The organism is Microbulbifer sp. ABE4_465, assembly GCF_056160765.1.
In genome coordinates this window covers 156,523-183,297 of sequence record NZ_JBSWXV010000003.1, presented here as the reverse complement: position 1 = coordinate 183,297, position 26,775 = coordinate 156,523, and the positions used below count along the sequence as shown (strand labels likewise).

At 58.5% G+C, this 26,775-nt stretch carries 26 protein-coding genes; 12 read left to right on the top strand and 14 right to left on the bottom strand.

All coding sequences use genetic code 11. The features are described from left to right. Nucleotides 1-185: 185 nt before the first annotated feature. The 5 genes from pcnB to ACXAG1_RS07735 all read left to right on the top strand — a co-directional run bounded on the left by pcnB (nt 186) and on the right by ACXAG1_RS07735 (nt 4,720). Nucleotides 186-1,676: a polynucleotide adenylyltransferase PcnB gene (gene pcnB / locus ACXAG1_RS07755; protein ID WP_475093754.1), complete on the top strand. Its 1,491-nt coding sequence runs from the start codon at nt 186-188 to the stop codon at nt 1,674-1,676. 13 nt (nt 1,677-1,689) lie between these two features. After that, a complete protein-coding gene (gene folK / locus ACXAG1_RS07750) occupies nt 1,690-2,166 on the top strand; it encodes a 2-amino-4-hydroxy-6-hydroxymethyldihydropteridine diphosphokinase (RefSeq protein ID WP_475093755.1) in 477 nt (158 codons plus the stop codon). A gap of 108 nt (nt 2,167-2,274) precedes the next feature. Beyond that, on the top strand, nt 2,275-2,925 hold the full coding sequence (locus tag ACXAG1_RS07745; RefSeq protein ID WP_475093962.1) for a deoxynucleoside kinase: 651 nt from the start codon (nt 2,275-2,277) through the stop codon (nt 2,923-2,925). Between the two features lie 98 nt (nt 2,926-3,023). Beyond that, entirely contained in the window at nt 3,024-3,839 is an 816-nt protein-coding gene (panB, locus tag ACXAG1_RS07740) for a 3-methyl-2-oxobutanoate hydroxymethyltransferase (protein ID WP_475093963.1), read from the top strand. Between the two features lie 53 nt (nt 3,840-3,892). Next, nucleotides 3,893-4,720 carry an acyl-CoA thioesterase gene (locus ACXAG1_RS07735; RefSeq protein ID WP_475093756.1) on the top strand — a complete coding sequence of 276 codons (828 nt, stop codon included), beginning with the start codon at nt 3,893-3,895 and terminating at the stop codon, nt 4,718-4,720. 31 nt (nt 4,721-4,751) lie between these two features. On the opposite strand, the gene zntB is transcribed toward ACXAG1_RS07735, so the two are convergent. The 9 genes from zntB to fabV all read right to left on the bottom strand — a co-directional run bounded on the left by zntB (nt 4,752) and on the right by fabV (nt 13,737). After that, the gene (zntB, locus tag ACXAG1_RS07730; RefSeq protein ID WP_475119424.1) at nt 4,752-5,720 is read right to left on the bottom strand and encodes a zinc transporter ZntB; all 969 of its coding nucleotides are present in this window, start codon (nt 5,718-5,720) and stop codon (nt 4,752-4,754) included. Nucleotides 5,721-5,734: 14 nt separating this feature from the next. Further along, entirely contained in the window at nt 5,735-6,598 is an 864-nt protein-coding gene (locus ACXAG1_RS07725; protein WP_475093758.1) for a D-hexose-6-phosphate mutarotase, read from the bottom strand. A 71-nt stretch (nt 6,599-6,669) separates the two neighbouring features. Continuing rightward, a complete protein-coding gene (locus ACXAG1_RS07720; protein ID WP_475119423.1) occupies nt 6,670-7,524 on the bottom strand; it encodes an MBL fold metallo-hydrolase in 855 nt (284 codons plus the stop codon). An 18-nt stretch (nt 7,525-7,542) separates the two neighbouring features. Then, nucleotides 7,543-8,718 (bottom strand): outer membrane protein assembly factor BamC, encoded by a 1,176-nt coding sequence (gene bamC, locus ACXAG1_RS07715; RefSeq protein WP_475093760.1) that lies wholly within the window; start codon nt 8,716-8,718, stop codon nt 7,543-7,545. Nucleotides 8,719-8,808: 90 nt separating this feature from the next. After that, complete coding sequence (gene dapA / locus ACXAG1_RS07710; RefSeq protein ID WP_475119422.1) at nt 8,809-9,684, bottom strand: 4-hydroxy-tetrahydrodipicolinate synthase; 876 nt, start codon at nt 9,682-9,684, stop codon at nt 8,809-8,811. A 137-nt stretch (nt 9,685-9,821) separates the two neighbouring features. After that, nucleotides 9,822-10,778 (bottom strand): LpxL/LpxP family Kdo(2)-lipid IV(A) lauroyl/palmitoleoyl acyltransferase, encoded by a 957-nt coding sequence (gene lpxL / locus ACXAG1_RS07705; protein WP_475093762.1) that lies wholly within the window; start codon nt 10,776-10,778, stop codon nt 9,822-9,824. 186 nt (nt 10,779-10,964) lie between these two features. Next, nucleotides 10,965-11,195, bottom strand: coding sequence for a DUF2789 domain-containing protein (locus ACXAG1_RS07700; protein ID WP_475119421.1), 231 nt, complete (start codon nt 11,193-11,195; stop codon nt 10,965-10,967). 210 nt (nt 11,196-11,405) lie between these two features. Beyond that, a complete protein-coding gene (locus ACXAG1_RS07695) occupies nt 11,406-12,449 on the bottom strand; it encodes an NADP(H)-dependent aldo-keto reductase (protein WP_475119420.1) in 1,044 nt (347 codons plus the stop codon). 109 nt (nt 12,450-12,558) lie between these two features. Beyond that, a complete protein-coding gene (fabV, locus tag ACXAG1_RS07690) occupies nt 12,559-13,737 on the bottom strand; it encodes an enoyl-ACP reductase FabV (protein WP_475119419.1) in 1,179 nt (392 codons plus the stop codon). Nucleotides 13,738-14,269: 532 nt separating this feature from the next. On the opposite strand from fabV, the gene ACXAG1_RS07685 reads away from it, so the two are divergent. After that, nucleotides 14,270-14,683 (top strand): acyl-CoA thioesterase, encoded by a 414-nt coding sequence (locus ACXAG1_RS07685; protein ID WP_475119418.1) that lies wholly within the window; start codon nt 14,270-14,272, stop codon nt 14,681-14,683. A gap of 77 nt (nt 14,684-14,760) precedes the next feature. Here ACXAG1_RS07685 and ACXAG1_RS07680 read toward each other — a convergent pair whose 3' ends face one another. Together ACXAG1_RS07680 and ACXAG1_RS07675 are read right to left on the bottom strand one after the other, a co-directional pair. Then, on the bottom strand, nt 14,761-15,618 hold the full coding sequence (locus ACXAG1_RS07680) for a universal stress protein (RefSeq protein WP_475093767.1): 858 nt from the start codon (nt 15,616-15,618) through the stop codon (nt 14,761-14,763). Between the two features lie 234 nt (nt 15,619-15,852). After that, nucleotides 15,853-17,361, bottom strand: coding sequence for a SulP family inorganic anion transporter (locus tag ACXAG1_RS07675; RefSeq protein ID WP_475119417.1), 1,509 nt, complete (start codon nt 17,359-17,361; stop codon nt 15,853-15,855). Between the two features lie 614 nt (nt 17,362-17,975). Here ACXAG1_RS07675 and ACXAG1_RS07670 point away from each other — a divergent pair. From ACXAG1_RS07670 to ACXAG1_RS07645, 6 genes are all read left to right on the top strand, one after another. After that, entirely contained in the window at nt 17,976-19,256 is a 1,281-nt protein-coding gene (locus tag ACXAG1_RS07670) for an efflux RND transporter periplasmic adaptor subunit (RefSeq protein WP_475119416.1), read from the top strand. Nucleotides 19,257-19,451: 195 nt separating this feature from the next. Then, nucleotides 19,452-20,153 (top strand): ABC transporter ATP-binding protein, encoded by a 702-nt coding sequence (locus ACXAG1_RS07665; protein WP_231759694.1) that lies wholly within the window; start codon nt 19,452-19,454, stop codon nt 20,151-20,153. A 40-nt stretch (nt 20,154-20,193) separates the two neighbouring features. Continuing rightward, a complete protein-coding gene (locus ACXAG1_RS07660; RefSeq protein WP_475093770.1) occupies nt 20,194-21,516 on the top strand; it encodes an ABC transporter permease in 1,323 nt (440 codons plus the stop codon). Between the two features lie 21 nt (nt 21,517-21,537). Further along, the gene (locus tag ACXAG1_RS07655) at nt 21,538-22,746 is read left to right on the top strand and encodes an ABC transporter permease (protein WP_475119415.1); all 1,209 of its coding nucleotides are present in this window, start codon (nt 21,538-21,540) and stop codon (nt 22,744-22,746) included. 174 nt (nt 22,747-22,920) lie between these two features. Continuing rightward, nucleotides 22,921-24,267, top strand: coding sequence for a sigma-54-dependent transcriptional regulator (locus tag ACXAG1_RS07650; protein ID WP_475119414.1), 1,347 nt, complete (start codon nt 22,921-22,923; stop codon nt 24,265-24,267). Next, the gene (locus ACXAG1_RS07645; protein WP_475119413.1) at nt 24,267-25,598 is read left to right on the top strand and encodes a sensor histidine kinase; all 1,332 of its coding nucleotides are present in this window, start codon (nt 24,267-24,269) and stop codon (nt 25,596-25,598) included. The genes ACXAG1_RS07650 and ACXAG1_RS07645 overlap by 1 nt, the downstream gene beginning before the upstream one ends. Before the next feature lie 33 nt (nt 25,599-25,631). Here ACXAG1_RS07645 and ACXAG1_RS07640 read toward each other — a convergent pair whose 3' ends face one another. From ACXAG1_RS07640 to ACXAG1_RS07630, 3 genes are read right to left on the bottom strand one after another with little or no spacing between them, the layout of a single operon-like run. Beyond that, the gene (locus ACXAG1_RS07640) at nt 25,632-26,030 is read right to left on the bottom strand and encodes a hypothetical protein (RefSeq protein ID WP_475093774.1); all 399 of its coding nucleotides are present in this window, start codon (nt 26,028-26,030) and stop codon (nt 25,632-25,634) included. Between the two features lie 51 nt (nt 26,031-26,081). Next, nucleotides 26,082-26,342 (bottom strand): hypothetical protein, encoded by a 261-nt coding sequence (locus ACXAG1_RS07635; protein WP_299595724.1) that lies wholly within the window; start codon nt 26,340-26,342, stop codon nt 26,082-26,084. A gap of 46 nt (nt 26,343-26,388) precedes the next feature. Continuing rightward, nucleotides 26,389-26,658 (bottom strand): hypothetical protein, encoded by a 270-nt coding sequence (locus tag ACXAG1_RS07630; protein ID WP_475093775.1) that lies wholly within the window; start codon nt 26,656-26,658, stop codon nt 26,389-26,391. Nucleotides 26,659-26,775 lie beyond the last annotated feature (117 nt).

The window sequence follows — 26,775 nt, the reverse complement described above, 5'->3', positions numbered from 1 at the left end:
CATACCGCATCCGGCGCCAGGCTCACCACAGCCAGGGTCCGGAGCACACCGGTTACCGTTCAAGTATCTTCGACCACCCCGTGCCCGACACACAGCGTCCGGCGCACAGGAAGTAGAAAGAAGGTACACCGATATAGATACAGCCGCCCCTGTCCCAGCGGGCTGCGGACAACACAGATAGCCGTATGTTCAACACCCTGATCAGCAGCATCAAGCGCTGGCACAACAAATCCAAAGCCAGCGAAGGCGAAACCCAGGCGGAAACCGGGCAGTCCGATTCCGGTCAATCCCCCGCTTCCAGCCCTCGCCCGCCGCGCTCCGACCGCAAACCTGCCAAATCTTCCAGCCGCTCCCGCACCGTAGTCTCCCGTAGCGACCACTGTCTGTCCCGCCGAGATGTCAGCCGTGCGGCACTGACCGTGATGAAGCGGCTGCAGGAAGCCGGATTCGAGGCCTATATCGTCGGCGGCGGTGTGCGCGACCTGTTACTGGGCGGACACCCCAAAGATTTTGACGTGGCCACCGATGCAACGCCGGAACAGGCCAAGCAGCTGTTTCGCGGTGCGCGCATCGTCGGCCGCCGTTTCCGTATTCTGCACGCGCGTATCGGTCGCGAAGTGATCGAAGTCACCACCTTCCGCGGTCACCACAGCGATGGCGAAGCCCACGAAGCGCAGCAATCCGAGCACGGCATGCTGCTGCGGGACAATGTGTACGGAGATCTGGAAAGTGACGCGGTGCGCCGGGACTTCACCGTCAACGCGCTCTACTACACCACCAACGGCTTTGAGATCCACGACTACACCGGCGGCATCCAGGACATTGAGCAGCGCCTGATCCGTATGATCGGCGACCCGGAAACCCGCTATAAAGAAGACCCGGTGCGCATGCTGCGCGCGGTACGCTTTGCGGCAAAGCTGGATTTCGACATCGAACCCAACACCGCGGCCCCATTGCGAGAGCTGGCACCACTGCTGCGCAACATCGCCCCGGCGCGCCTGTTCGACGAAGTGCTGAAACTGCTGATGAGTGGCTACGGCGAGCGCACCTTTGAACTGCTGCGGGAACACGATCTGTGGCCGCATCTGTTTCCCGACAATGCGCGCATGCTGGAACATCCCGAGGCCCTGGCGCTCACCCGCCAGGCCCTGCGCAACACCGATACCCGCATTCGCTCTGACCAGCGTGTGACCCCGGCTTTCCTGTATGCGGCCCTGCTGTGGCCAGCGGTGAACAGCGAGCAGCAGTTCCTGGAAAGCAAAGGTATTCCGCCGGTGCCGGCGCTGGCCCAGTCTGCGCAGAAAATTACCAGCGCACAGCTGGCCCATACGGCCATCCCCAAGCGCTTCTCCATGCCCATGCGGGAGATCTGGGATATGCAGTCCCGTCTGCCGCGCCGCGGCGGCGAGCGCGCCTTCCGCCTGATGGAAATGCCGCGCTTCCGCGCTGCCTACGACTTCCTGTTACTGCGGGAAGACAGCGGCGAGATTCCCGCAGGCCTCGGACAGTGGTGGACCGATTTCCAGCAGGCCGACGAAGAGCAGCGCCTGCAGATGGTTCGCGACGTGCCCCGCAACGGCCCCCGCGCCAGCAAAAGTCGCGGCCGCCGCAATCGCGGTGGTCGCAACCGAAATCGCAGCAGACGTCCAAACGGTTCGGAACGCCCGGCAGATTGAGCGGAATTCCCAAGTGACTCGCTGTTATATTGGCCTCGGCAGTAACCTGGCAGACCCCGCTGGGCAATTGCGCGGTGCGTTCGACGCCATTGACCGGGTCCCGGAAACGGAGCTGATCGCACGTTCCCCGCTATACGCCAGTGCGCCCGTGGGCCCGGGAGAGCAGCCAGATTACGTCAATGCCGTTGCAGCACTGGACACGCGCCTGCCGGCAGAATCACTACTGGATGCGCTACAGGCGATTGAGAACAATCACGGTCGCGAGCGCACCGTGCGCTGGGGAGCTCGCACACTGGATCTGGATATCCTGCTGTTCGGCAGCGAAACAATTTCTACAGCGCGATTGAGCGTTCCCCACCCGCGCATTCCGGAACGGAATTTTGTACTGGTTCCGCTGGCCGACCTGGCCCCGGACCTGATCATGCCCAATGGCACTCCGCTGCAAACGCTACTTCAGCAGTGCCCGGCAAACCGCTTGCATCAGCTGTAGCGGTTGTTCGTAACCAGGGAAAAACAAGGAGTAATTTCGGTGCCCCAACTTTCCGCCCCCGACGCGCCAGCGACCGAAGACTACCGAACAGAAAACCTCACTCACGAGCTGGATCTCATCGGCCGTGAACTGCCCCGTTTTATCGCCGTCGAAGGCAATATCGGTGTAGGTAAGACCACCCTTGCGAAAAAGCTCGCAGCCACTTTCAATTACGACACGCTGCTGGAACTTCCGGAAGACAATCCCTTTCTGGAGCGCTTCTATCGCGACCCCAAAAGCACTGCGCTACCGACCCAGCTGCACTTCCTGCTGCAGCGCTCGCAACAGATCCAGGCGCTGCGCCAGGACGACATGTTCAAGCCGGTGCGGGTGGCGGATTTTCTGATCGAAAAAGATCATCTGTTTGCCGAGGTCACCCTGGACAGTGACGAGTTGCAACTCTACCGACAGGTCTACCAGCATCTCACACTGGAAGCCCCCAAGCCGGATCTGGTGATTTACCTGCAGGCACCGCTCAATGTACTGCAGGAGCGCATTCACAAGCGCGGCATCGCGGCAGAGCGCAGTATCAGCAACGATTACCTGGCCACACTCAACGAGGCCTATACCAACTTTTTCCACTACTACGACCAGGCACCCCTGTTGATCGTCAACTGTGCGGAAATCGATATCGTCGACGAGCAGAGCGACTACCAGCAACTGGTGGAATACCTGTTGAACGTGAAAAGCGGCCGTCACTACTACAATCCCGGGAAATAAACCTCCGACCCGGCGCGCTCGAAGCGCGGCGCCCACAAGACGTCGCAGCCGATAACCTACAAAGTCAGGGCCGAATGCCCGCAACGCGAGAAAACACCATGCCCTACGGATCCAGCGAGCTGAGTAAACCCGTTACGGTACAGACTCTGCGAAAGATGAAAGCAGACGGCGAGAAATTTATCTGCGTCGCCCTGTACGACGCGCCGATGGCGGCAATGGCCCAGAAAACCGGCGTGGAAACCTTACTGATTGGCGACTCTCTCGGTATGACAGTGCTCGGCTACGACAGCACCATACCTGTCACCATGGAGCAGATGATCTACCACGTGGAAGCGGTGGCGCGAGGCAATAAAAAGTCGCTGATTATGGGCGATCTGCCCTTTATGACTTACGCCACCCCGGAGCAGGCGCTCACCAACGCCACCCGGATCATGCAAGCCGGCGCGCACATGGTGAAAATCGAGGGCGGCGCCTGGCTGGCGCCCACGGTAAAAATGCTGACTGAACGCGGAATTCCCGTGTGTGCACACCTGGGGCTCACACCGCAGTCTGTTCACAAGCTGGGAGGCTTCCGCGTGCAAGGACGGGACGACGAACGCGCTGGCGAGATTCTCGATGATGCGGTGCAGCTGGATGAAGCCGGGGCGGACCTGCTGGTACTGGAGTGTGTGCCCTCAGACCTCGGCAAGCGGATCACCGAAACCGTCACCATGCCCACCATCGGTATTGGTGCGGGCCCACACACCGATGCCCAGGTCCTGGTCATCAACGACATTCTGGGACTTACCGAAAAGCCGCCGAAATTTTCCAAAAATTTCCTGGTGGAGGCCGGCGACATTCCCGGCGCGCTGCGTAAATACGCCGAAGATGTAAAAAACGGTGTCTTCCCCGACAAAGACCACAGCTTTAGCTAAGAATCCGTTGACTACAGAATACCGGTAAAGAATCTCGATAGCAGGCAAGCAGTATGGATTTCGAAACCATTATCCGTGGCGCACGGGAAAGTGCGCAGCCGGAAATTCCCGCAGGCTGGACCCAGGGTCGCGCGACATTTGGCGGCCTGGTGGCGGCGATGCTATATCAGCCGATTGAAGCCACTCTGGAAAAGGCCACCGGTGAGGGTGCGCAACAGACGCCGCTGCGCTCACTCACCCTCTCCTTTGTTGCACCGGCTGAAGCGGGTAGCCTGACGACTTCAGCCCGTGCACTGCGCGCCGGGCGCTCTGCAGTGCAAATCGAGGCCCATGCCGCCCAGGGCGAGCAGATAACCACAGTGGCGCTCGCGAGCTTTGGCAAATCCAGGGAGTCTGTGATTTCTGTGGGTACGGGTAAGGCACCGGAATTTCCCGCACCGGACGACTGCCAGGCACTGCCCTATATTGAGGGACTGGTTCCAGAGTTTACCCAGAAGTTTGATTACCGGTTGGGTGCCGGCGCACTGCCCTTCACAGGCAGTGAGGAAGGACGTATCGGCGGCTGGATCCGGTTCAAGAAAGACAGTGAGGAACCTACCGGTGAACCGGTCACCACCAGCCACCTGCTGGCACTGATCGACGCGTGGCCCCCAGCGGCACTATCGCTAATGAAGACCCTGGTCCCCGCCAGCTCCCTGACCTGGACCGTAGAGTGGATGCCTGCGGCCCAGGATACGACCGCGAGCGCGAACGACTGGTGGCAGTACCTGGCGGAAGTGGAACAGGCAGAAGACGGTTACGCGGTCATCGCGGCACGCCTATGGGATTCAAATGGGCAACTGATTGCCCTCTCCCGCCAGACGGCCACTATTTTCGGGTAAGCAGATATCTTAAACCGCGCGCGCTGTAGGTTTAAAGCCACTTTTTCCACCGGAATACCACCAGCTGGATCGCTACGGTAACTACCAGCAGTACGCTGAAAATCACAAACGCCTGGGGGTTCTCGGAACCGGGAATCCCCCCGACGTTCACCCCCAGCAGGCCGGTTAGAAAGCCGAGCGGCAAAAAGATTGCGGCAATAATCGACAATACATACATACGACTGTTGAGCTGTTCGGAAATACGGCTCATCAACTCTTCCTGAGTCACCGCTGCGCGCTCGCGCACCGCATCGATGTCCTCGATATGGCGCAGCAAGCGGTCGCTCACTTCGCGCAACTGCAGACGGTCCTGCTCTTCGATCCAGTCCAGCTTCTCCACCATCAGCCGCGCCAGGGCCTCCCGCTGGGGGGACAGGTAGCGACGCAGGGTGATGGTCTGTTTGCGCAGCACCGCAAGGTCCAGGCGCAAACTGCCGCTGGCTCCGGCCACGACCCGGTCCTCCAGGTCGTCGATGGTGTCTTCAAAAGTGTCCACGGTATCGCTCATCCGCCATACCAGCAGGTCTGCCAGCTCCACCACCAGCCCCGCGGTAGTGCGTGGACCGCGGCCACTTTCCAGCTGCTGACAGAGGTCATTGATGGAAAGCAACTGGCGCTTGCGAGTACTGATGACCCGCGTCTCCTCTGCCCACAGGCGGATGGAAACCATATCCTCTGGCTGAGATTCCGGGTTGAGATTGACCCCGCGCAGGGCAATCAACAAACCATTCTCCATCGACGTGGTACGCGGGCGGGTTTCCTCGGTAAGCAGTGCTTCCGCCACCAGTGGATCCAGCTTTGCCGCACCGCAAATCCAGGTGCGGGTGTCGCTATCCGTGTAATCCAGGTGCACCCACAGGCGCCCCTGGGCCGGCTCCCAGGATTCCACTTCGGTCCAGTTCAAGCGGCGCCCGCGGCCACTACCGTCCAGAAGATAGGCGTGTATCAAGCCTGCCTGCATTCGAAGTTCCCGCCCTAGCGGCTCAGTTCCAGCCGCGCACTGGCAGTTTCACCTGCGCTCAGCTGCCAGCTATTGGCAAAGGCGTTACCGTGCTCCACACACACAAACCCGCGGTAATGAGGGCCGATATCGCCGATGGTGGACGCCAGTTCGGCGCCCGGGTTCCAGGTAATAACCGTGTGGCAGTTTTCACTGCGGGCGCGAATCGGGTTTGGCGTCATGATCGTTTGCGCGGCAGGCGCCTGCTCAAATACCCGATCCACCTCACCGGAGAAGGTCTGGTTACCCTCCAGGCGGTCGCGCGCGAAATTCAGCGTCTTATCGAGGTACTCAACGCCGGAAAGGCCTTCCACCTGGACCTCATTCACATCGGCAACAGCGAAATAACTGTGCAGAGCCCAACTGTACTCGGCGGCAAACTCGGCGGTATTGGTGAGTTCGAGATCGAATGTCAGGGTTTCTCCGAGTCCGATTTTTACCGAACAGGTGAAACTTGCGGGGAACATCGTATCGCCGGGGTGCTCGTATTTCAGAGTCAGGGATACGCGGCCGTCGCTCTCAAGCACGCTTTCGGCGAGGGTCCACGGTTGTACGCGCACCAGGCCGTGCTTTGGCTTGGATGGATCCTGTCGGTTTTCGCCAAACCACGGCAGGCACAGCGGTACCCCGCCGCGCACCGACGTGCCGGGCTCGAATGCGGTGGCCGGGCTCAACCACAACAGCGGGGCACTATTGCGCGCGCTGAACTCCAGCACCTGGGCCCCTTGCAGCGCAATAACCGCGCGGCACAGGTCGGTCTCCACCAACAGCAGGTCCAGGCCCGGCTTGCCGTAGAGGGCACCGCTATCGGTGCGGGTCAGTTGTTCAATTACTGCCACAGAGAAACTCCGTTTCGAATTTTTATTGCGGATCGGCGCGATGGCTTGGCGCCACGGCTTGAAATGGATGACTAGTCTATCGTTTCCAGCGGGCTGCTTTCTATCGCTGCACCGTCAATATTGATAGGGGGAATTTCCGCCAGCGCAGGCTGCGTCAGCGACGTTTCAATCTGCAACCAGTCAAAGCCTTCCTGCTGGCAGGCGTAAATACAGTTGGCGGCTTTGGAGGCCGCCTCCGCAAGCGCCGCGCGGGCCAGCTCCAGGCTGTTGTTTTTTTCACTAATGTGCGCCAACACAAGATGCTGCAGGCGCTCACTCCCTACCCGCTGCAAAAAACCCGCAGCCTGCTGGTTACTGAGATGCCCGTAAGCTCCCCCTACACGCCGCTTCAGAGAAGGCGGATAAGGTCCCTGGGCGAGCATCTGTGGATCGTGATTGGCTTCCAGCACAAGCGCATCACAGTCACCAAAGTGAGCCTCCACATGCGGGGTAATGGTGCCGAGGTCGGTGAGTAATCCCAGACTGCTGCCACGACTGCGGAACACGAACTGTGCTGCCTCACGCGCATCGTGGGGAACCGCCACCGGGGTAACCTGAATATCTCCGATGGCAAATGGCTGGTGCCCTTCGATCAGCTGGACGTCGGGCAAGGTGCCAATGTCCCGTGCACGCAGGGTTCCCGGCGTCAGATAGACCGGCAGGCGGTATTTGCGCGCAAGCGGGCCGACACCACCCATATGGTCGCTGTGTTCGTGAGTAACGAGAATTGCGGAGAGATCCGCGGGAGAGATACCGAGCCGCGCCATGCGCCGCTCGGTTTCCTTGATGGTGAAACCGCAGTCCACCAAAAGGCAGTGATCACCACAGGCGACCAGAGTGCCATTGCCCTTACTGCCACTTCCCAGGGAGGCAAATCTGATCGCCATACTTACTGGAGCCCGCCGTCAGATCAGGTTCTGGCGGATTGCCATCAGCAGTTCGGAGGCTTTGGCACGGGGAAGCGGTAAACCGCGCGTGCTGCGAACACGCACCTCAATCGCGTCGTCTACACCGCGCAATACCACCAGATAGCCGGGGATATCCGTATCCGGTGCGCCGCCAAGTCCCTGCAGGTCACTAAACAGCGCAGGTTGCACTTTGGCATTCATATCGATGTTCGCCAGTACCTGCTGCAGGCTGTACGCATCGGCCTCTTTCGCCAGCTTGTCTTCGCCCTTGCCGGAACGCCAGCTGGAAAACCAGCCATCTTCCTCGTCAGACAACTCGCGGTCCACGTCGTAGGTGACATAGAAGATACCGATGTCGGAGTCTTCCTTGTGCAGGCGGTAACCGCCCGTATTCAGGGCATGGGAAACCGTCGCCCAGGCGCGGTTCATGGCGAGACCGAGGGCCACAAAGGGCTCCTTACCCGCGGGCTCCATCACCTGCACTTTCACTTTGCCGCCACCGATAGCCTGGGCCACCAGGGACGCCGCCGCGCCGCTGGAGTCGGCGGCCAGGGCCGATGACATCTCATCGATCATCCAGCCCTCGCGCTCGTCACTGCTGGACTGCGCCGGCCACTCAACCGCGACACTGGCGGGGGACTCCATCGGCACAGACAGGTGACGCACGTGAATTTCCGTGGTGTCAGGCTGAACGCCGGATTCCACCTGCAGCCGGTACTTGTCCTTGGTGTCCGGGTTTTCGCCAAAGGTCAGCCAGGTGGTTTCCATGGTACCGGCACCGGCATCGGACATGGCCAGTTGCAGGCCCGTGGTACGCAGGAAGTAATGCAGTTGCGGCCAGACTTCATCCGGCGGCTGGTTCACCAGTACCCAGCGGCGGTTGCCGAGTTTCTGGATCTTCACCCGATCCAAACCCACGTTGACCGATAGCGCCTGAGGGCGTGGAACGACAAAGTCGCCACGGTCTACATCCCCACTGATATGCGGCACTTCGTAGAGTTCTTCCTGGTGCTTTTCCCGGATTCCTTCTGGCATCTGCAGCGGAGGCAGGCTATTGGCCAGCTGGTAGTCGTCACCGCGGTCGCGGAAATAGCCGTCGTCACCGAAAATGCCACAGCCGCTGAGGGTAGAAACCACGGTGCACAGCAGGGCTCCGGCAGTCAATTTTGTCATTATTCGTACCTTGTCGAATCAGTCGCGATCGCGTTAGTCCAGTTTCAGCCGCGCACACTCGCTTGGCGTGCGCTTGCCTGCGCTCAGCTGTCAGAGCACCCCGGCGCTACGCAGTGCGTCGCGCACCACACCGTGATACTCGGAAGACAGACCAGTCAGGGGCAGGCGGATTCCGCCATCAATGCGGCCCATTTCCTTCAGTGCCCACTTCACCGGTATCGGGTTGGACTCCACAAACAGCGTTTTGTGCAATATTTCGATGCGCTGGTTAATGGCGCGGGCGGTTTCGGCGTCGCCAGCCAGGGCCGCTTCACACATCTGCGCTACCGCCGCCGGTGCGACGTTGGCGGTAACACTGATATTTCCGTGACCGCCCAACAGCATCAGCTCCACCGCCGTCGCATCGTCACCAGAGTAGACGGCGAAGCCTTCCGGCACCAGATCGATCACGGCGCGGGCCCGCTCCAGGTCGCCCGTCGCTTCCTTGATGCCCACGATATTGCTGATGGAACTCAAGCGAGCGACGGTATCTGGCAGCATGTCTACTGCGGTACGCCCGGGGACATTGTAGAGGATCTGCGGAATGGCAACGGCCTTGGCCACCGCCTTGAAGTGCTGGTACAAGCCCTCCTGGGTGGGCTTGTTGTAGTAAGGGGTCACCAGCAGGCAGGCATCCGCGCCGCATTTGGCGGCGGTGGTGGTGAGCTCGATGGCTTCGGTCGTGGAGTTGGCACCGGTACCGGCAATCACCGGGATACGGCCAGCAACCTGATCCACAACGCGGCGGATGACTTCCAGGTGCTCGTGTACATCCAGGGTCGCGGATTCACCGGTAGTACCCACCGCCACCAGGGCGCGGGTGCCCTGCTCAATATGCCACTCCACCAGATCGTGCAGTTTGTCCCAATCCAGGCCACCATCTGCAAACATGGGTGTGGCGAGCGCCACCATACTGCCGGAAATCATTGCAACTCCTTCTCTAACCGGCCGGGGGCCGGCTGATACCACCTAAAAATGAATGCGGTATGTTACTGAGCGTGCCAGTTCGATGCCAGCGCAAAAAAGTCATCCCGTTATTGAGACGCCCGCAGCACCAGAATCGTTCAAATTTTGCGCTTTTTCCGCCGTTTTTTACGAGGAGGGTAGAAGCTCTCATCCCCTTGCGGACGGGTTTTAAAGCGGCGGTGTACCCACATGTACTGAGACGGGTTTTCCCGCATGCGCGCTTCTACAAACTGGTTGACCAGCACCGCATCCCTGTATTCGTCGCCAGAGGGAATTTCTTCGATCGGCGGGTGCACCTTGACCAGATAAATCCCCTTCTCTTCCAGGCGAGTCACCGTATAGGGCACCACCTTGGCACGGCCGACCCGGGCGAACCGGGAGGTGCCGGTTACCGTGGCTGCCTGCACACCAAACAACGGCGCAAACACGCCCTGCTTGATGCCGTAATCCTGATCCGGTGCGTACCATACGGCGCGCCCCCTCTGCAGTGCACGCAGCATTCCGCGCACATCCTTGCGTTGCAGGACGTTAGAGCTCTCACCATGACGCTCCCGGCCTTTCCGCTGCATATAGTCGTACACCGGGTTTTTGTGCGGCCGGTACATGCCATCCACCGGGTGGCTCATGCTCATAAACGCAGCGCCAATCTCCAGGGTGGTGAAGTGCATTGCCATCAGCACCACACCCTGATCCCGCTCGAGGGGCTGCTGCAAATATTCAAGCCCCTCGATGGTGAAACGGCGGCGCAGCCAGCGGCTGGAGCGAAACCAGGCCATGCCGGTTTCCATCAGCGCGATGCCGTTGGAAGCAAAATTGCGGCGCAGCAGCTGCTCGCGCTTCATCGGGGACAGTTCGGGAAAACACAGGGCGAGGTTGCGCTCGGCGATCAGGCGGCGGCTGTTGGCAAAACGCAGCATCAGACGGCCAATAGACCGCCCCAGCGACATCTGCCAGCGATAGGGCAACTGTGCCACCAGGTACCAGATTCCAAACAGGAACCAGGTCAGCCAGTAACGAGGGTGCAAAAGTGCGGCACGAAAATGGGGTTTTTCCATAAAAAGCGGATAACTGCGATCGAGAACAGGAATTCCGGCCGCCACAGCGGCCGAAACAAAGCGGCGCATTATAGCCGCGCAGTCCCATCGCCGGATATACCCGTTACCGGGCACTGCCCAGACGATCACAATTTGCTATCGGAAGTCCCGTAAACGGGTTTCCTGTGGCCTGTGCCGAGGCCAGTGTCAGTGCCGCAGCAGAGCGTCCAGCTCATCGACTATTTCGCACCAGTCAGAATCCTCAAGAATCGCATCCCGCAGGAACTTGCGCTGACTGTCGCTCCAGAACTCGGCTCGGGAAAGTTTCTCCTCCCCCGCCAGGTGATGGCGGCTCAGAAAATCCTCGATCGCCTCATTGTCTGAGCCCAGCCCCAATTGAGCGAACAGGTCGTTGAGTGTGTGATGTCCGGTTTCCATCGCGTTTCCCCTTGAATTGAGTCGCCTGCGGTACACAGTCTGCAGGGGTCGAGCGTCGCCCCTGCACAGAAAATCCGAAATACGCATTCCAGTATAGATAATCCGGCGCCAGATCGGTTTGGATAGCGGGTCACCTCTGGCAACAGCACCTCCACAAAAGCACTGGGATCGCCGGCCCAATAACAGGTGTGCCGGCGCAGGCGCACAAATTCAAGGGGCAGGGTTTGGGCTGGCGTCATGAACCTGACCAATGGCCGTCAACAACTCGTCACTCAGGGTCAATTCGGCGCTGGCAATATTGCACTGCAGCTGCGCCATGGTCGTCGCCCCGATAATGTTACTGGTGACAAACGGTTGCTGGGTCACGAACGCCAGCGCCATTTGCGACGGGTCGACACCGAACTCCCGCGCCAGCGCGACGTAGGACTCCGTGGCCAGAACCGCTCGCTCACCGGTATAGCGCTGGAAACGCTCGAACAGGGTAAGGCGCGCGCCCTCTGGCCTGGCGCCGTGCAAGTATTTCCCGCTCAGGGTGCCGAATGCCAAGGGTGAGTAAGCCAGCAACCCGCACTGCTCGCGAATCGCCATTTCCGCGAGCCCCACCTCAAAGGTGCGATTCAACAGGCTGTATGGATTCTGGATAGACGCGATCCGCGGCCGGTTACCATGAGCCGCAAGGCGCAGGTAGCGATGCATGCCCCAGGGAGTCTCGTTGGACAGACCGATATGGCGTACCTTGCCTGCCTTGACCAGCTCTTCGAGGGCGGACAAAGTTTCGCTGATATCCACACCATCGTCATCGCCGTGCTGATAGCCGAGCTTGCCAAAAAAGTTGGTCTGGCGCTCAGGCCAGTGCACCTGATAAAGGTCGATGTAGTCGGTCTGCAGACGTGCCAGTGAGTCGTCGCACGCCTTCAGAATCTGATCGCGATCGAGCCGGGGGCCGCCGCGAATATGGCCAACTCCGGAATTTGCCGCACTGCGCCCGGTGACTTTCGTTGCCAGAACAACTTCGCTGCGCTTGCCGGTTTTGTGCAACCAGTTGCCGACGATTTCCTCGGTGCGGCCGTAGGTCCCGGGCCTGGGCGGCACCGGATACATTTCCGCGCAGTCGATAAAATTTACACCGTGGGCAGCGGCGTAGTCGAGCTGCTCAAAGGCTTCGGCTTCGCTGTTCTGCTCGCCAAATGTCATGGTGCCAAGACAGATTTTACTGACCTGGATACCGGTCTTGCCGAGTGTGCGGGTTTCCATTTTCTTCTCCTGAAATCTTGTGGGCACATTATGCCGATTTGAGAAGCGCGTTCGCAAAAACAAAAACGCCGGGCAATTGCCCGGCGTTTTCATCTGAGGAGAAAGCGGCTTATTTAAAGTCCGCTTCCACCAGTGGGCTGGTGTCGGCTTCGTAGTCGACGCCTTTAACACCAAACCCAAACAGTTTGAGGAAGTCGTCGGCGTAACCTTTGTAGTCGGTCAGCTCAAACAGATTCGCTTCAGTCACTTCCGGCCAGAGCTTTTCGATCTTGGCCTGGGTTTCCGGACGCAACTCTTTATCGTCCATGCGGAAGCGGTTGGTGTCGTCGAGACGCGGGGAGTCGGTGTACAGGCCTTCGGTGTAGAGGCGGTACAACTGCTCGATACAACCTTCGTGGGTGCCCTCTTCCTTCATCACTTTGTAGACGAGGGAGATGTACAGCGGCATAACCGGAATGGCGGAGCTGGACTGGGTCACCAGGGCTTTCAGTACCGCGACGTTGGCACTGGCATTGTGACTTTCGCTGATGGCCTTGGCGGCACGGTCCAGGTCTTCTTTGGCCTTGCCGATGGTGGCGTGGCCATAGATCGGCCAGGTAAGTTTTTCGCCGATGTAGGTGTAGGCGACGGTCTTGCAGTCGTCTGCCAGTACCCCGGCTTCGCCCAGGGCTTTCATCCACAGTTCCCAGTCTTCACCGCCCATGACTTTGACAGTGGCTGCGATCTCTTCATCGTTCGCCGGGTCAACACTGATGTCGGAGATTTCCAGCTTGTCGGTGTTGAGGTTTTTGGCGGTGTAGGACTTGCCAATGGGCTTCAGAACCGAACTGTACAGTTCACCGGTTTCCGGGTCAGTACGGCGCGGAGAAGCGAGGCTGTAGATCACCAGGTCGATTTTGCCAAGATCCTGTTTGATCAGGTCGATGGCCTGGGCTTTGATTTCGTTAGAGAAGGCGTCGCCGTTGATGCTTTTGGCATACAGACCGGCTTTGTGGGCTTCTTCCTCAAAAGCAGCGGAGTTGTAGTAGCCGGCGGAGGCGGTACGTTTTTCCGTGGGCGGTTTTTCGAAGAATACCCCGAGGGTGTTGGCGCCACAGCCGAAGGCGGCGGTGATGCGGGAGGCTAGGCCATAGCCGGTGGAGGCGCCGACGACGAGGACGTTTTTGGGGCCGTCTTCGATGGCAGGCTGGGATTTGATGTATTCGATCTGTTCGCGCACGTTGGCGGCGCAGCCCTGCGGGTGGGCGTTGGTGCAGATGAATCCGCGAACTTTCGGCTGGATGATCATGCCGGGCTCTCCGTTGGTGATTCTTCGGTCTTTTCAGTCACAAGTGGCCGACTGAGCAGCCATAAAGCGGGACATTCTAATGGCCTTTAGGGGTAACTCCCATAGTCGCAGGTCACGGTTGGGGAGACTGGTGGCCAGAATTTCGGGGGTGGCGGCCAGTTTAGCCAATATGCAAACCTGCTCCCTGCTCCCCCCCGGTGCATCACGTCTATTTTTCGCACAATTATGACCGGTCGCCACACTGTGGTACCAAGAAATTCCTCTCGTGGCGAAATGCCACCGGGTAAAAGGATTCAGAACCGAGCTAGGCGCCCCCCTTCAATACATCCATGTACGCTGCGTCGGCGACGTCCCTGTCGCCGACGCTTCTGAATCCTTTACCCGGCGCCATTTCTTCAGTTCAGGACATAACACTTCGATTCATAAAAGTATCAATTTCATTGGCACACTTAATGCACTTCATGTTGTGGGACCGCCATGGAAAGCGGTAAGCATTTTCCCGTTTAAGGGGTAACCAGCGAGGTAAACTCTCATGAAGTACTACTCACGTCATTTTGTAAAACCCGGCGACCTGAACCCAGCCCAACGTCTGTTCGGCGGCCAGGCACTGGCGTGGATAGATGAGGAGGCAGCCATTTTCGCGGGGTGTCAGATGGGCACCGCCAATATTGTGACCAAGCTGATGTCAGAGATTGATTTCGTCAGCTCAGCAGTTTGCGGGGATATTGTGGAGTTTGGTTTTGAAGTGACGGACATCGGCCGCACGTCGCTGACGGTACATTGCGAGATGCGCAACAAGCTGACGCGGGAATTGATTGTCCGGGTTGAGCGGATTGTGTTTGTGGCGCTGGACGCAGAGGGCAAGCCGACCCCTCATAAAAAGGCCGGGATGACAGTAGCGGAGGCGGCCAATTCTACCGCGGAGGCCAGCAAGCTCGCGGGCTAGCGCTGGACCCTCAGCAAACCAAAAAAGCCTGTGGCAGCCCCCTGCCACAGGCTTTTGAATTTAAACGGTTTCAGAAATTAGCGCAGCAACAACAACGGCTGGTTGGTTTCCAGTAGCATTTTTGCGGTAACACTCCCCAACAGAAGATCGCGCAACTTGCTGTGGCTGAAGGCCCCCATCACAGTCAGATCGATATTGTGTTCCTGCTGGTAGGCGATCAATGAATCCACCGTGCGGCCTTCGAGGTTGGCACTGATCACATGCACCCCGCCGTTGCTCAGGGCCTCGGCACCTTCCGCCAGCACCGATTCCGCTTCATCGCCCACATACACCAGGTGGCAATCAACACCCTGGAATACCGGACTCGTTGCCACCATATCCAGTGCCTTGCGGGCAGACTCGCTGCCGTCGTAGGCAAGCATGATGGAGTGCGGCACTTTGAACTCGCGATTCACCACCAGAATTGGCTTGTGAAGTGAGCGCACAATTGACTCCAGCTGCGCACCCAATCCCTTGTTCGACTCCCCGTGCTCCTCACCGCGAATACCGAGCACCAGCACGCGGATATGATCTTCCAACTCCACCAGCGACTCGATCAGAGACCCGTGGCGCTGACAGGTAACCACCCGCTCAGCCCCCGCCTTCACCGAACGTTCCCGCGCGCTCTCCAGCATCTGCCGGCCCTGCTCCAGCAACAGTTTTGAACGCTGCTGTTCCAGATTGGTCAGCTCTTCCAGAAGTTCTTCCTGGCTACCCAGCCCGATACTGCCGGACAGGTCTGCAACTGCTGGCGTGGTTACTCGCTCGATATTGTGGAGAAGTTTGATCGGGGCAGATGCGCGGCTGGCAATCCAGGCGGCGTAATCGCAGACGGCACCGCTGTAGCGGGAACCATCGATGCAGGTGAGTACGAGGGGGTCTTTCTGTTCGGCCATTTATTATTTTCTCTCTATCGCTAGAAATTAACCTTGCACTATAAACAGCGCATAGGGCAAGGCACAGAAATCCGAATCGAAGACTGGGTGGCGGGGCTGGGGTTTCAAAAGCGTCGGCGACAGGGACGTCGCCGACGCAGCGTACATGGATGTATTCCCAGGGGGGCGCCTAGCCCGGTTTTGAAACCCCAGACCCGGTGCCCAGGCGCCACAAAACTAGCTACAAAGTACCCGTTAGTGCCCCCCCAGCACCTTCTCAATTTCTTCCGGCTTGTCATGAACACCGAAGCGGTCAACGATGGTGGAGCTGGCTTCGTTCAGGCCAATCAGCTCGACCTCGGCGCCCTCTCGGCGGAACTTCACTACCGCCTTGTCCAGCGAGTACACCGCCGACACATCCCAGAAGTGCGCCCGGCTCAGGTCAATCACCACTTTATCCAGCGCCTCTTTAAAATCAAACGCCGCCACAAACTTATCCGCCGAATTGAAGAACACCTGCCCCACCACAGTGTAGGTACGGCAATTGGTCTCCTCATCCAGCTCCGAGCTCACATACATAAAGTGGCTCACCTTGTTGGCGAAGAACAGGGATGCCAGCAGCACACCCACAAACACGCCAAACGCCAGATTATGGGTAAACACTACCACAATCACCGTGGACAGCATCACCAGATTGGTGGACAGCGGCAACTTGTTCAGATTCCGAATGGAGCCCCAGTCAAAGGTGCCGATGGACACCATGATCATCACCGCCACCAGCGCCGCCATCGGGATCACCGCCACCCAATCGCTCAGGAACACCACCAGGGTCAGCAGGCCAACACCGGCCACCAGGGTAGAAAGACGACCGCGGCCACCGGATTTCACATTGATCACAGACTGGCCAATCATCGCGCAGCCCGCCATACCGCCGAGCATTCCGGCACCGATGTTAGCGATGCCCTGGCCCTTACATTCGCGGTTCTTGTCGCTGTTGGTATCGGTCAGGTCGTCCACGATGGTGGCGGTCATCAGGGATTCCAGCAGGCCCACCACAGCGAGGCCAGCGGAGTACGGGAAGATGATTTTCAGGGTCTCGAAGTTGAGCGGAACATCCGGCCACAGGAAAATCGGCAATGTGTCCGGCAGATCGCCCATATCCCCCACGGTGCGGATATCCATGCCCAGGGTTACCGCGACCGCGGTCAGCACCAGGATGCACACCAGCGGTGACGGCAGGATCTTGCCGATCACCGGCACATAGGGGAACAGGTAGATGATGCCGAGGCCGGCGGCGGTCATGGCATAAACATGCCAGGTGACGTCGGTGAGTTCGGGGAGCTGGGCCATAAAGATGAGGATGGCCAGCGCATTGACGAACCCCGTGACCACGGCCCTCGAGACAAAGCTCATCAGGCTGCCGAGCTTTAGGTAGCCGGCGATGATCTGCAGTACCCCGGTTAACAAGGTGGCCGCGAGCAGGTACTGGAGACCGTGCTCTTTGACCAGTGTGACCATGAGCAGGGCCATGGCGCCGGTCGCGGCGGAGATCATGCCGGGGCGGCCACCGACGAAGGCGATGACCACGGCGATACAGAAGGAGGCATAGAGGCCTACCCGGGGGTCGACACCGGCGATGATGGAGAAGGCGATGGCCTCGGGGATGAGGGCCAGGGCGACGACGAGGCCGGCGAGTACGTCGCGGCGGATGTTGCCGAACCAGTCGTTTCTGGTGGACGACAACAGGGTGTTGGAGAACTGCATAATTCAGGGGAGCCTGTCTGGGATGCTGACTTGAGGGTCTTATTCGAGCCCGGCTATTTGAGCCATAAATTCGGGCGCGGATTCTAGCATCTTGGGGGTTCTGGCTAAAGAACAGGCAAGTGGTTTGAGGCACGGATCTGGCTCAGCGGCGGCGACGCTACCGGGTACAGCTATGCAAGACACGCCGTAAACCCATCCATGGGGGCTCTTCCGCGAGGTCCCTCTCGCGGACAAAGCGCCAGCTTTGGACGCCATGGGCGCCCGAAGGGTGAGGGCCTAGGCCCGAATCAACGTCTTGCATAGCTGTACCCGGCATCGCCGCCTTAACATCAACCTCAGTCACAACTTCCCCAGGTCTCGTGTCGCGCCTTCCCACTCCTGTCCGCCCCCACGGACACAGTCTGTCCGGACACTTTTTGCGGACACTTCGGCCTACACCCAACACCTTCAATGAAATTTATTTTTCTTACAAATCAAATACTTAATGGGAAATCACGCTTTGGCACGGCAATTGCGATAAGGCCGCTGCATCCGAAAAATCCACTTTGCATCCGGGGCCGCGAACACCCGCATCAAAGTGACAGAAGAACAGTTTCAAAGTACTTGGGAACAACATGATCAGAGATACCTCCGGGCAGGACGTCCAACTCACTCCACAGAGCCCGTGGAAGAACCCGCGCCTGTTGAAGCGCGCCGGTCTTGGCATTGGGGCGGCAACATTTGTGGTTTGGGGGCTGATGAGCTGGCAGAGCACGAATGCGGTGGATGCGAGCGTGTCGCTGTCGCGGATCAATATCGCGGCAGTGGAGCGTGGGGATCTGGTTCGGGATCTGGTGGTGCAGGGGAAGGTGGTTGCGGCCAATAGCCCTACCCTGTTCAGCCCGGCGCAGGGGATTGTGAAGTTTGCGGTGAAGGCCGGTGATGCGGTTGCGCAGGGGCAGCTGCTTGCAGAGGTGGACAGTCCACAGCTGCAAAACCAGTTGGCCCAGGAGAGTGCGCTGTACAGCAAACTGAGTGTGGAGCTGGCACGGCAGAAGATTCAGGCAAAGCGTCAGCGTCTGGAGAACACTCAGAAGGCGGATCTTGCCAAGGTAGACCTGACAGCAGCACAGCGAGAACTGAAGCGCGCGGAGATTTCCATGGAGAAACAGATTATCTCTCAGCTGGATTTTGAAAAGGCCAGCGATGATCTGGCCCGCGCGGAACTGGAGTACAAGCAGGCGGTGCAGAACTCCCAGCTGGAAAACGAAGCCCTTACCTTTGAGACCCAGACCCTGCAACTGCAGGTGGACCAGCAGCAGCTTCAGGTAGAGGAACTGCAGCGCAAGGTCAACGAATTGCAGATCGTCTCTCCGGTCGACGGCACCATCGGCAGCCTAGCAGCCACGCAGCGCTCCGCTGTCGCCGCCAATGCACCACTGCTCACCGTTGTCGACCTGACCAGTTTCGAGCTGGAAGCCGCGGTGCCGGAAAACTACGCCGATGACCTCGGCCTCGCCATGGCTGTGGAAATCAATATGGGTGGTAAAAAGCTGCCCGGTGAAATCACCGCGATCGCCCCCGAAGTGATCAACAACCAGGTCACCGCCCGCGTGCGCTTTACCGGCAGCCAGCCGGAGAACCTCCGACAAAACCTGCGCCTTACCGCGCGCGTACTGCTGGAAAACCGCAACGACGTCATGCTCGTCAAGCGCGGCGCCTTCCTCGATCAGACCGGTGGTCGCTTTGCCTGGAAGCTGAACGACCAGCAACAGGCGGTGAAAGTACCTATCACCATTGGCGCACTGGGACTGAACCAGGTTGAGATTGTTTCCGGCCTGAAGGAAGGGGACCAAATCATTACTTCCTCTGCGGAGGAGCTGGATAAGGCGCAGCTGGTTGCGCTGAAAGACTGATCAAACAAACTGAACTCTGATGCGAAGGCGCTGATACCGATTGTTGTGTGCGAGACCTTCTGCGAGAGGGACCTCGCAGAAGAGCCCCCATGGATGGGTTCACGGCGTGTCTCGCACACAACAATCGGTAGCAGAGCCGCCCCAAAATTTGAAAGAACTCACGACCTCAAGGCTACCACGACAAGGAAATCCACCATGCTCAAAATGCACAATATCCGTAAAAGCTATCGCACCGATACCATTGAAACTCACGCACTGCGTGACTTCAGCCTCGAAGTCAATGAAGGGGAATTTGTCTCCGTTACCGGCCCCAGCGGTTCCGGCAAAACCACCTTCCTCAATATCGCCGGCCTGCTCGAAACCCCGACCGGCGGCCAGTACCTGCTCGACGGACAGGAAGTCGGCAACCTCTCCGACCGCGACCGCTCGCGACTGCGCAATGAAAAAATCGGCTTTATTTTTCAGGGCTTCAACCTGATCCCGGATCTCAACCTGTTCGACAACATCGACGTGCCCCTGCGCTATCGTGGCTTCAACGCCAAAGAACGCCGTCGCCGTATCGAAAAATCCCTCGAACAGGTCGGTCTCTCCGCCCGCGCCAAACACCTGCCCGCACAACTATCCGGCGGTCAGCAACAGCGCGTCGCCATCGCCCGCGCCCTCGCTGGCGAACCCCGCTTTCTGCTCGCGGACGAACCCACCGGCAACCTCGACTCCCTGATGGCACGCCAGGTCATGGAACTACTGGAATTCATCAACGAATGGGGTACCACCATCGTCATGGTCACCCACGACCCGGATCTCGCCCGCCGAGCGCAGCGCAACATTCAGATTGTCGACGGTCAGGTTTCCGATCTTCGCCAGAACATTGCGCAGCCCGAAACCGCCACCGCATAAGCTGAATTCGCATTGCTGAATAAGAGAAAAGGACACCGAAATGATCGGCTACTACATCAGCCTCGCCATGCGCAGCCTGCGGGGAACACCTATATTGAGCGCGCTTATGATCGCCGCCATCGCCGTAGGTGTGGGCGCATCCATGACTGTGATGACCTTGAACTACATGATGTCGCAGAACGCACTGGAGCATAAAGACAAGGTCCTCTATGCCGTGCAATTGGATAGCTGGGACCCGAACCAGGCCGCGGATACCGCCAACGAAATTCCCTGGCAGCTCACCTACCCCGATGCGGTTGCCCTGCTGCGCTCGGATATTCCCACCCGTCAAATCGCCATGCACCGCTTCGGTTTTACCGTAAACCTAGACGAGTCCGAGATTCGCCCGTTTACCGCCAATACCCGCGTAACCACCCGGGATTTCTTTTCCCTGTTCGACGTACCGTTTGAATTCGGCGGCACCTGGAACAAGGAGGCGGATAGCGCCGCGGTGCAATCGGTGGTGCTCAGCAAAGAAACCAATGAAAAACTGTTTGGCGGTGAAAACAGTGTCGGTAAGGTTGTAAAACTGAACGGTGAACCCTTTACCGTCGTCGGTGTGCTCAAGCACTGGAACCCATCACCCAAAATTTACGACCTGAACAACAACCCCTTCGCAGACGCCGAAGAGCTGTATATCCCCTTCGGCTTGCACCGCAAGTATGAAATCTACAGCTGGGGCAACACCAATGGCTGGACAAGCAGCGCACCGGAGGGCGCCGAAGGCTACGAGCGATTCCTGCTCGGAGAACATGTGTGGATTCAATTTTGGGTAGAACTGGACAACGCTGAGCAGAAGGAAGCGTACGAGCAGTTCCTCACCGGCTATATCCGCCAGCAGAAAGAACAGGGCCGCTTTGAACGTCCACTGAAGTTCGCCCTGTCGCACCCGTCTGAATGGCTGGTTCTAAATGAAGTACTGGATAACGACAACCGGGTACTGGGCTGGGCATCGCTGGCCTTCCTGTTAGTGTGCGTGGTCAATGCTGTTGCCCTACTGCTGGCAAAATTTTTGCGCAAAGCACCGGAGGCCGGCGTGCGCCGGGCGCTGGGCGCAAGTCGTAACGCCATATTCACCCAGCACCTGATCGAAAGCAGCTGTATCGGTGTGCTTGGCGGATTGCTGGGTATCGTCCTCGCACTGGCCGGTTTGACCGGTATTCGCGCACTGGCGATGGGCCAGGTAGACCAGATCGCCACCATGAACTGGGAAATGATGCTGGCCGCTGTCGGCCTCGCCATCTTCGCGAGCATTCTCGCCGGCCTTTACCCGGCCTGGCGCATCAGCCGCACCAACCCATCCGTTTACCTGAAGACCCAGTAACCCAGAGAAAAGGAAAAGAACATGTTCGAGCTAAAACCCATGTTGTCCGCCCTCTGGCGCAACAAGGTATCCGCATTGCTGATCGCCCTGCAGCTTGCACTCACTCTTGCCATTGTGAGTAATGCCAGCGTGATCGTAAAAGATCGTATGGAGCAGGTGGCGCGCCCCACCGGCATGGATGTGGAAAATATTATCGCCGCAACCTATATGCCCATCCCCACTGAATACGATATGGCAGGAGCCGTCGTAGCTGACCTGGACCTGCTGCGCAGTACACCTGGTGTTGTGGATGCCTCGGTGACCAACCAGATTCCACTGTCCGGATCGGGTTCCGCGGGCACCTATTTCACTGAGCCCAATCAGGAGATCGGTGGCGAAAACGCCAACTACTATCAGGTGGACTCACACTTTATTAACACCCTCGGCCTCAATCTGATCGAAGGTCGCAGTTTTGCTCCTGCCGACGAGCACGTTATCGGACCGAATGACCAATATCACAGCAAAATGGCAGTGGTCAGCAAGCAGTTTGCCGAAAAGCTGTACCCAGGTGAATCGGCTATCGGTAAGTTTTTTTATAGCGGAGCCGATGATAACCCGGTGGAAATCATCGGTGTGGTCGAGCAGCACCTGGGTGCCTGGCCGGGCTGGTCCCGCGCAGGCAACGTCGTTTTCTATCCACTGCTGGTCACTGGCAATCACAAACGCTACCTGATCCGAACCGAACCAGGACAACGGGACGAGGTGTTCAAAAAAGTGGAGGATTTGCTCAACAAGCGTGACCCTCAGCGTGTCGTGCATGTGGAGACCCTGAGCGAAAATGTGGAGCGTACCTACATCAGCGACAACATCATGATCAAAGTGCTGTCTCTGGTAATGGCCCTGCTCACCTTCATCGTCGCTCTCGGCATCATCGGCCTAACCATTTTCTGGATCAACCAGCGCACCAAACAGATCGGTATCCGCCGTGCACTGGGTGCCACCCGCGCCAATATCAGCCGCTATTTTCTGGTAGAAAACGCCCTGATTGCCGGTACCGGGCTGGGGCTGGGCACCGCCGGCGCACTGATTATCAATCAGCTGATGGTAAGTGAATTTTCACAACCTGCTCTTACATTACCGCTGCTTACCGTGTGTGCGATAGTATTGTTGCTCGTGAGTGTTGCTGCCGCGTTGATGCCGGCCATGCGCGCTGCGAATATCTCGCCGGCAATGGCAACACGTAGCGTGTAATCGCGGATTCGAAGTTCAATATGCGATGAGAAGGTCCTGCTGCCGGCAGGTGGTTCTGGGACCTTCTAAAACAGGGATGTTTTAGGAGAGCCCCCATGGACGGGTTCACGGCGTGTCCCAGAACCACCTGCCGGCAGCAGGAGCGCCACAGAATTGACTACAAAGGACAGTTAATTGGACAAGGTCCTAATCATCGACGACAACACCGGCATCATTTCCGCCCTGACCCTGTTGTTGTCCCTCCACGATATCCAAACCCTCTCCGCCATTACCCCACAGGCGGGCCTGCAACTGTTGCGGGAAAACTCGGATGTTGGCCTCGTCATCCAGGACATGAACTTCACTGCGGACACCACGTCCGGTGAGGAAGGCCGCGCGCTGTTTTTTGCCCTGCGCGAGCTGCAACCGGATATCCCCGTTATCCTGCTCACCGCCTGGACCCAGCTGGAAATGGCGGTAGAGCTGGTCAAGGCCGGTGCCGCCGATTACGTCGGTAAACCCTGGGACGACAACAAACTGATCGCCACCATAAAAAATCTGCTGGAGCTGCACGAGCTGCAGCAACAGCAACGGCAGTCCCAGAGCCGCGCGCAACAGGCGCGGGAGCAACTACAGCAACAGTTCGACCTGCAGGAAATTGTTTACCGCAACCAGAGCGTGCAGACGCTGCTGGAGATGGCCACCCAGGTGGCCCACTCCGATGTGCCTGTTCTGATTACCGGCCCGAATGGCGCAGGCAAAGAAAAAATCGCCGATATAGTCCAGGCCAATTCCAGTGTGAAAGATGGCCCCTTTATCAAGGTCAATGTCGGTGCCCTGCCGGAAGAGCTGATGGAAGCGGAACTGTTTGGCGCCGAGGCCGGCGCCTACACCGGTTCCGGCAACAAGGTACGTCAGGGCCGATTTGAGGCCGCCGACGGCGGCACCCTGTTCCTCGATGAAATCGGCGAGCTTTCCGCCAGTGGCCAGGTCAAACTGTTGCGAGTACTACAGACCGGCGAATTCCAGCGCCTCGGCAGCAGCCAGACCCGCAAGGTTCGGGTGCGTGTAATCAGCGCAACCAATAGCAACCTGCAGCAGATGATTGGCGATGGCAGCTTCCGTCAGGATCTGTTTTATCGACTCAATGTGATCGAGCTAAAACTGCCACCACTGAGTGAGCGCCCGGAAGATATACTGCCGCTGGCCCGCGGTTTCCTCGCCAGTACCGGCAAGCAATTGAGCCCACAGGCACAGCAGTGCCTGATGCGCTACAGTTGGCCCGGTAACGTGCGCGAACTGCAGAATGTGATGCAGCGTGCTGCGGTACTGACCAGGGGCGACACCATCGACGAGGCGACCCTCGCGCTGCCGGAAGATACCCAGCTCAAGGTACCGGACCACAGTTTCGAACCCAGCCGCGAACTGCTGGAACAGACCCTCGCCAGCTGTAACGGCATTATCGCCCAGGCAGCGCGCGAACTGGGACTAAGCCGACAGGCCCTGTATCGCCGGCTGGATAAATACGGAATTCCCTACTGATGCCAAGTGGCGCTAGCCCCAAAACCTCCATCGAAGGAAAACTGTTTGCTACCGTTTTACTCTCGGTGGCACTCGGTACCGGCATCCCATTTGGACTGTTACGACTGGGTGCACACCCGGTACTCGCATGGAGTGCGGGCCTGTTACTGGCTCTGATTCTGGCCTTCGCCCTCCTGCGCCCCGTGACCCGCAACCTGAACCGCGCACTGCAAAGCCTGGAAGGCGGCCTGCTGAATTTTCGCGATGGCGACTTCTCCATATCACTGGCTCTCAACCGCGATGATCAGCTGGGGCAACTGGCGGAACTGTACAACGAAGTGGGAGAAATTCTGCGGCGGGAAAGAGCCCATATTCACCAGCGCGAACTGCTGCTGGACACGGTGATTCAGAGCTCGCCACTGGCACTGCTACTGATCGACCAGAGCGAACACATCATCTATGCCAACACCAGTGCACGGCACATGCTGCACGATGGCAAACCCTTGCAGGGGCATTTGCTGGGACAAATTCTGCCGCTGTGCCCACCGGAACTGGCACAGGCCATTGAGCAGAAACAGGATGGTCTCACCAGTTATCTCGATGGCGAACGCAGCCACACCCTGCATATCAGCAACAGCACCTTCGTACTGAATTCACAAAAGCATCGCCTGATTTTATTGCGGGAAATGACCCGGGAGCTGACCCGAGCGGAAGTTCAGGTGTGGAAAAAAGTGATCCGGCTGATCAGCCACGAACTGAACAATTCCCTTGCCCCCATTTCATCCATGGCCCACAGCGGAAAATTACTGTCGGAAAAAATCGATTCCCAGCAACTGGCCGGGGTATTTGATGTGATCGCCGATCGCTGCCGGCACCTGACGGAGTTTACCCAAGGGTACGCGCGCTTTGCCAAATTGCCACCGCCATCCCCGGAAGAAGTGCACTGGTCGACACTGGCCAAACGGCTGCAACCGCTGCACCCTTTTGCATTGAAAGGTGAGATACCTCTGCGGCCCGGTTATTTTGATCCGGCACAGATTGAACAGGCCTTGTTAAACCTGCTGAAAAACGCCAGCGAATCCGGCAGCGACGAGGGCGAAATTACCTTGCAGATTGAAACCGACGTACACGGCCAACTGTTGACCGTTTCTGATCGAGGCAGCGGCATGAGCGACAAGGTGTTACAGCAGGCACTGCTGCCATTCTATTCCACCAAACCCCAGGGGGTCGGACTTGGCCTGGCGCTGTGCCGGGAAATCGCCGATGCCCACGGCGGGCAGATTCGGCTGCACAACCGAGCTGAGGGAGGGCTGAGGGTCAGCCTGTGGCTGCCCTGGCCCGAGTCCAGTTAAGATCGCAGACTGATCGCAAGCCGGCGAGTACTGCTAAACATCCAGCCCCTGACAGCGCAGCCCCTCACTATACATCCAGCACTTGCCGCCTTCCGGGCAGGGCGCGTCTACCGCCATTGGCGAGGTACCTGCCGGGCACTGGGGGGCACGCCCTGCGGTGCACCAGGCACCGGTATCCAGCTGATAGCAAACAGAGTCGTCCATCAGGCAAGTACTTGCCGTGTGAACCTCCGTGTGGCCCGCAAAACAGTTTCGCGGGTAAGCCGGCATCAAATTGGCAGGCTGCGGCCGCTGGTAATAGGTTGCCGGCGTACCGGTAAGGTCACACCAGAAACCGTCAAGACGGGCCGTATTTTCCAGGCCATCACCTGTCGTACTGGCACATCCGGAGAACAGCAGGATCAGCAAAACAAAAAGCAGGCGCAGCTGCATATCACTTCCTCTGTGAATAGCGCAAAGTTACTGGCGCCCACTGTATCGGTATTACTTCTCGTAAACGATACAGCGACGGCCACCGGAAATTTCGTAGCACTGGGCGGTAGCCGGGCAAATAGAGCCCGGCGCCAGTTCTTCCGCATCCCCGGGGCAACCGTCGTAATTGGTTTTTTGCTCCGCGTGTGCCGGCGCACGGGGAATAGGCGCACTGTTAGGGTAGACCACCTGATCACGCACGCTGCTGGTACCACAGGCAGACAGCAACGTTGCCGCCGCCATCAGGGATAAAATCGTCACTCGTTTGCGCATGGGGTCTCCTTAACATCTATTCCAACACCCGCCATTCCCGACTGGCTCAGTACACTCGCATTACCGGGAAAAACCAGCAGGCAGAACCAACTCGATTACTTTCAACGTCCGTTGAACACTGGCGGCTGGCCGCGGGAGGTGCCGCCGCATTTGGCAAATAATTACCCACTTCGACAAAATCTGCACTTTGTGTTTTATCGTCGGGGTTGAAAAAGAAAGGGTCATAACTGTTTTCGTTTCCATACGGCACGAACATACAACCCTGTATACACAGTGTGGCGCCCATTGCCACAGCTGCAATCCCTGTGCGCTTCATGACTCACCTACCTCGCAACTTGATCACTACCTGACCACCGCCGGGAACTCCATTCTCCCGACATCCACTCACTGTTAATTTCAGTTTAGCGCGCAGGAAGCGTTCGACGACGCTGTT

Coding starts and splice junctions, on each gene's coding strand:
- pcnB (WP_475093754.1), top strand. CDS start 186: ATGTTCAACACCCTGATCAGCAGCATCAAGCGCTGGCACAACAAATCC.
- panB (WP_475093963.1), top strand. CDS start 3,024: ATGCCCTACGGATCCAGCGAGCTGAGTAAACCCGTTACGGTACAGACT.
- ACXAG1_RS07735 (WP_475093756.1), top strand. CDS start 3,893: ATGGATTTCGAAACCATTATCCGTGGCGCACGGGAAAGTGCGCAGCCG.
- zntB (WP_475119424.1), bottom strand. CDS start 5,720: ATGCAGGCAGGCTTGATACACGCCTATCTTCTGGACGGTAGTGGCCGC.
- ACXAG1_RS07720 (WP_475119423.1), bottom strand. CDS start 7,524: ATGGCGATCAGATTTGCCTCCCTGGGAAGTGGCAGTAAGGGCAATGGC.
- bamC (WP_475093760.1), bottom strand. CDS start 8,718: ATGACAAAATTGACTGCCGGAGCCCTGCTGTGCACCGTGGTTTCTACC.
- dapA (WP_475119422.1), bottom strand. CDS start 9,684: ATGATTTCCGGCAGTATGGTGGCGCTCGCCACACCCATGTTTGCAGAT.
- lpxL (WP_475093762.1), bottom strand. CDS start 10,778: ATGGAAAAACCCCATTTTCGTGCCGCACTTTTGCACCCTCGTTACTGG.
- ACXAG1_RS07700 (WP_475119421.1), bottom strand. CDS start 11,195: ATGGAAACCGGACATCACACACTCAACGACCTGTTCGCTCAATTGGGG.
- ACXAG1_RS07695 (WP_475119420.1), bottom strand. CDS start 12,449: ATGGAAACCCGCACACTCGGCAAGACCGGTATCCAGGTCAGTAAAATC.
- fabV (WP_475119419.1), bottom strand. CDS start 13,737: ATGATCATCCAGCCGAAAGTTCGCGGATTCATCTGCACCAACGCCCAC.
- ACXAG1_RS07685 (WP_475119418.1), top strand. CDS start 14,270: ATGAAGTACTACTCACGTCATTTTGTAAAACCCGGCGACCTGAACCCA.
- ACXAG1_RS07680 (WP_475093767.1), bottom strand. CDS start 15,618: ATGGCCGAACAGAAAGACCCCCTCGTACTCACCTGCATCGATGGTTCC.
- ACXAG1_RS07675 (WP_475119417.1), bottom strand. CDS start 17,361: ATGCAGTTCTCCAACACCCTGTTGTCGTCCACCAGAAACGACTGGTTC.
- ACXAG1_RS07670 (WP_475119416.1), top strand. CDS start 17,976: ATGATCAGAGATACCTCCGGGCAGGACGTCCAACTCACTCCACAGAGC.
- ACXAG1_RS07665 (WP_231759694.1), top strand. CDS start 19,452: ATGCTCAAAATGCACAATATCCGTAAAAGCTATCGCACCGATACCATT.
- ACXAG1_RS07660 (WP_475093770.1), top strand. CDS start 20,194: ATGATCGGCTACTACATCAGCCTCGCCATGCGCAGCCTGCGGGGAACA.
- ACXAG1_RS07655 (WP_475119415.1), top strand. CDS start 21,538: ATGTTCGAGCTAAAACCCATGTTGTCCGCCCTCTGGCGCAACAAGGTA.
- ACXAG1_RS07645 (WP_475119413.1), top strand. CDS start 24,267: ATGCCAAGTGGCGCTAGCCCCAAAACCTCCATCGAAGGAAAACTGTTT.
- ACXAG1_RS07640 (WP_475093774.1), bottom strand. CDS start 26,030: ATGCAGCTGCGCCTGCTTTTTGTTTTGCTGATCCTGCTGTTCTCCGGA.
- ACXAG1_RS07635 (WP_299595724.1), bottom strand. CDS start 26,342: ATGCGCAAACGAGTGACGATTTTATCCCTGATGGCGGCGGCAACGTTG.
- ACXAG1_RS07630 (WP_475093775.1), bottom strand. CDS start 26,658: ATGAAGCGCACAGGGATTGCAGCTGTGGCAATGGGCGCCACACTGTGT.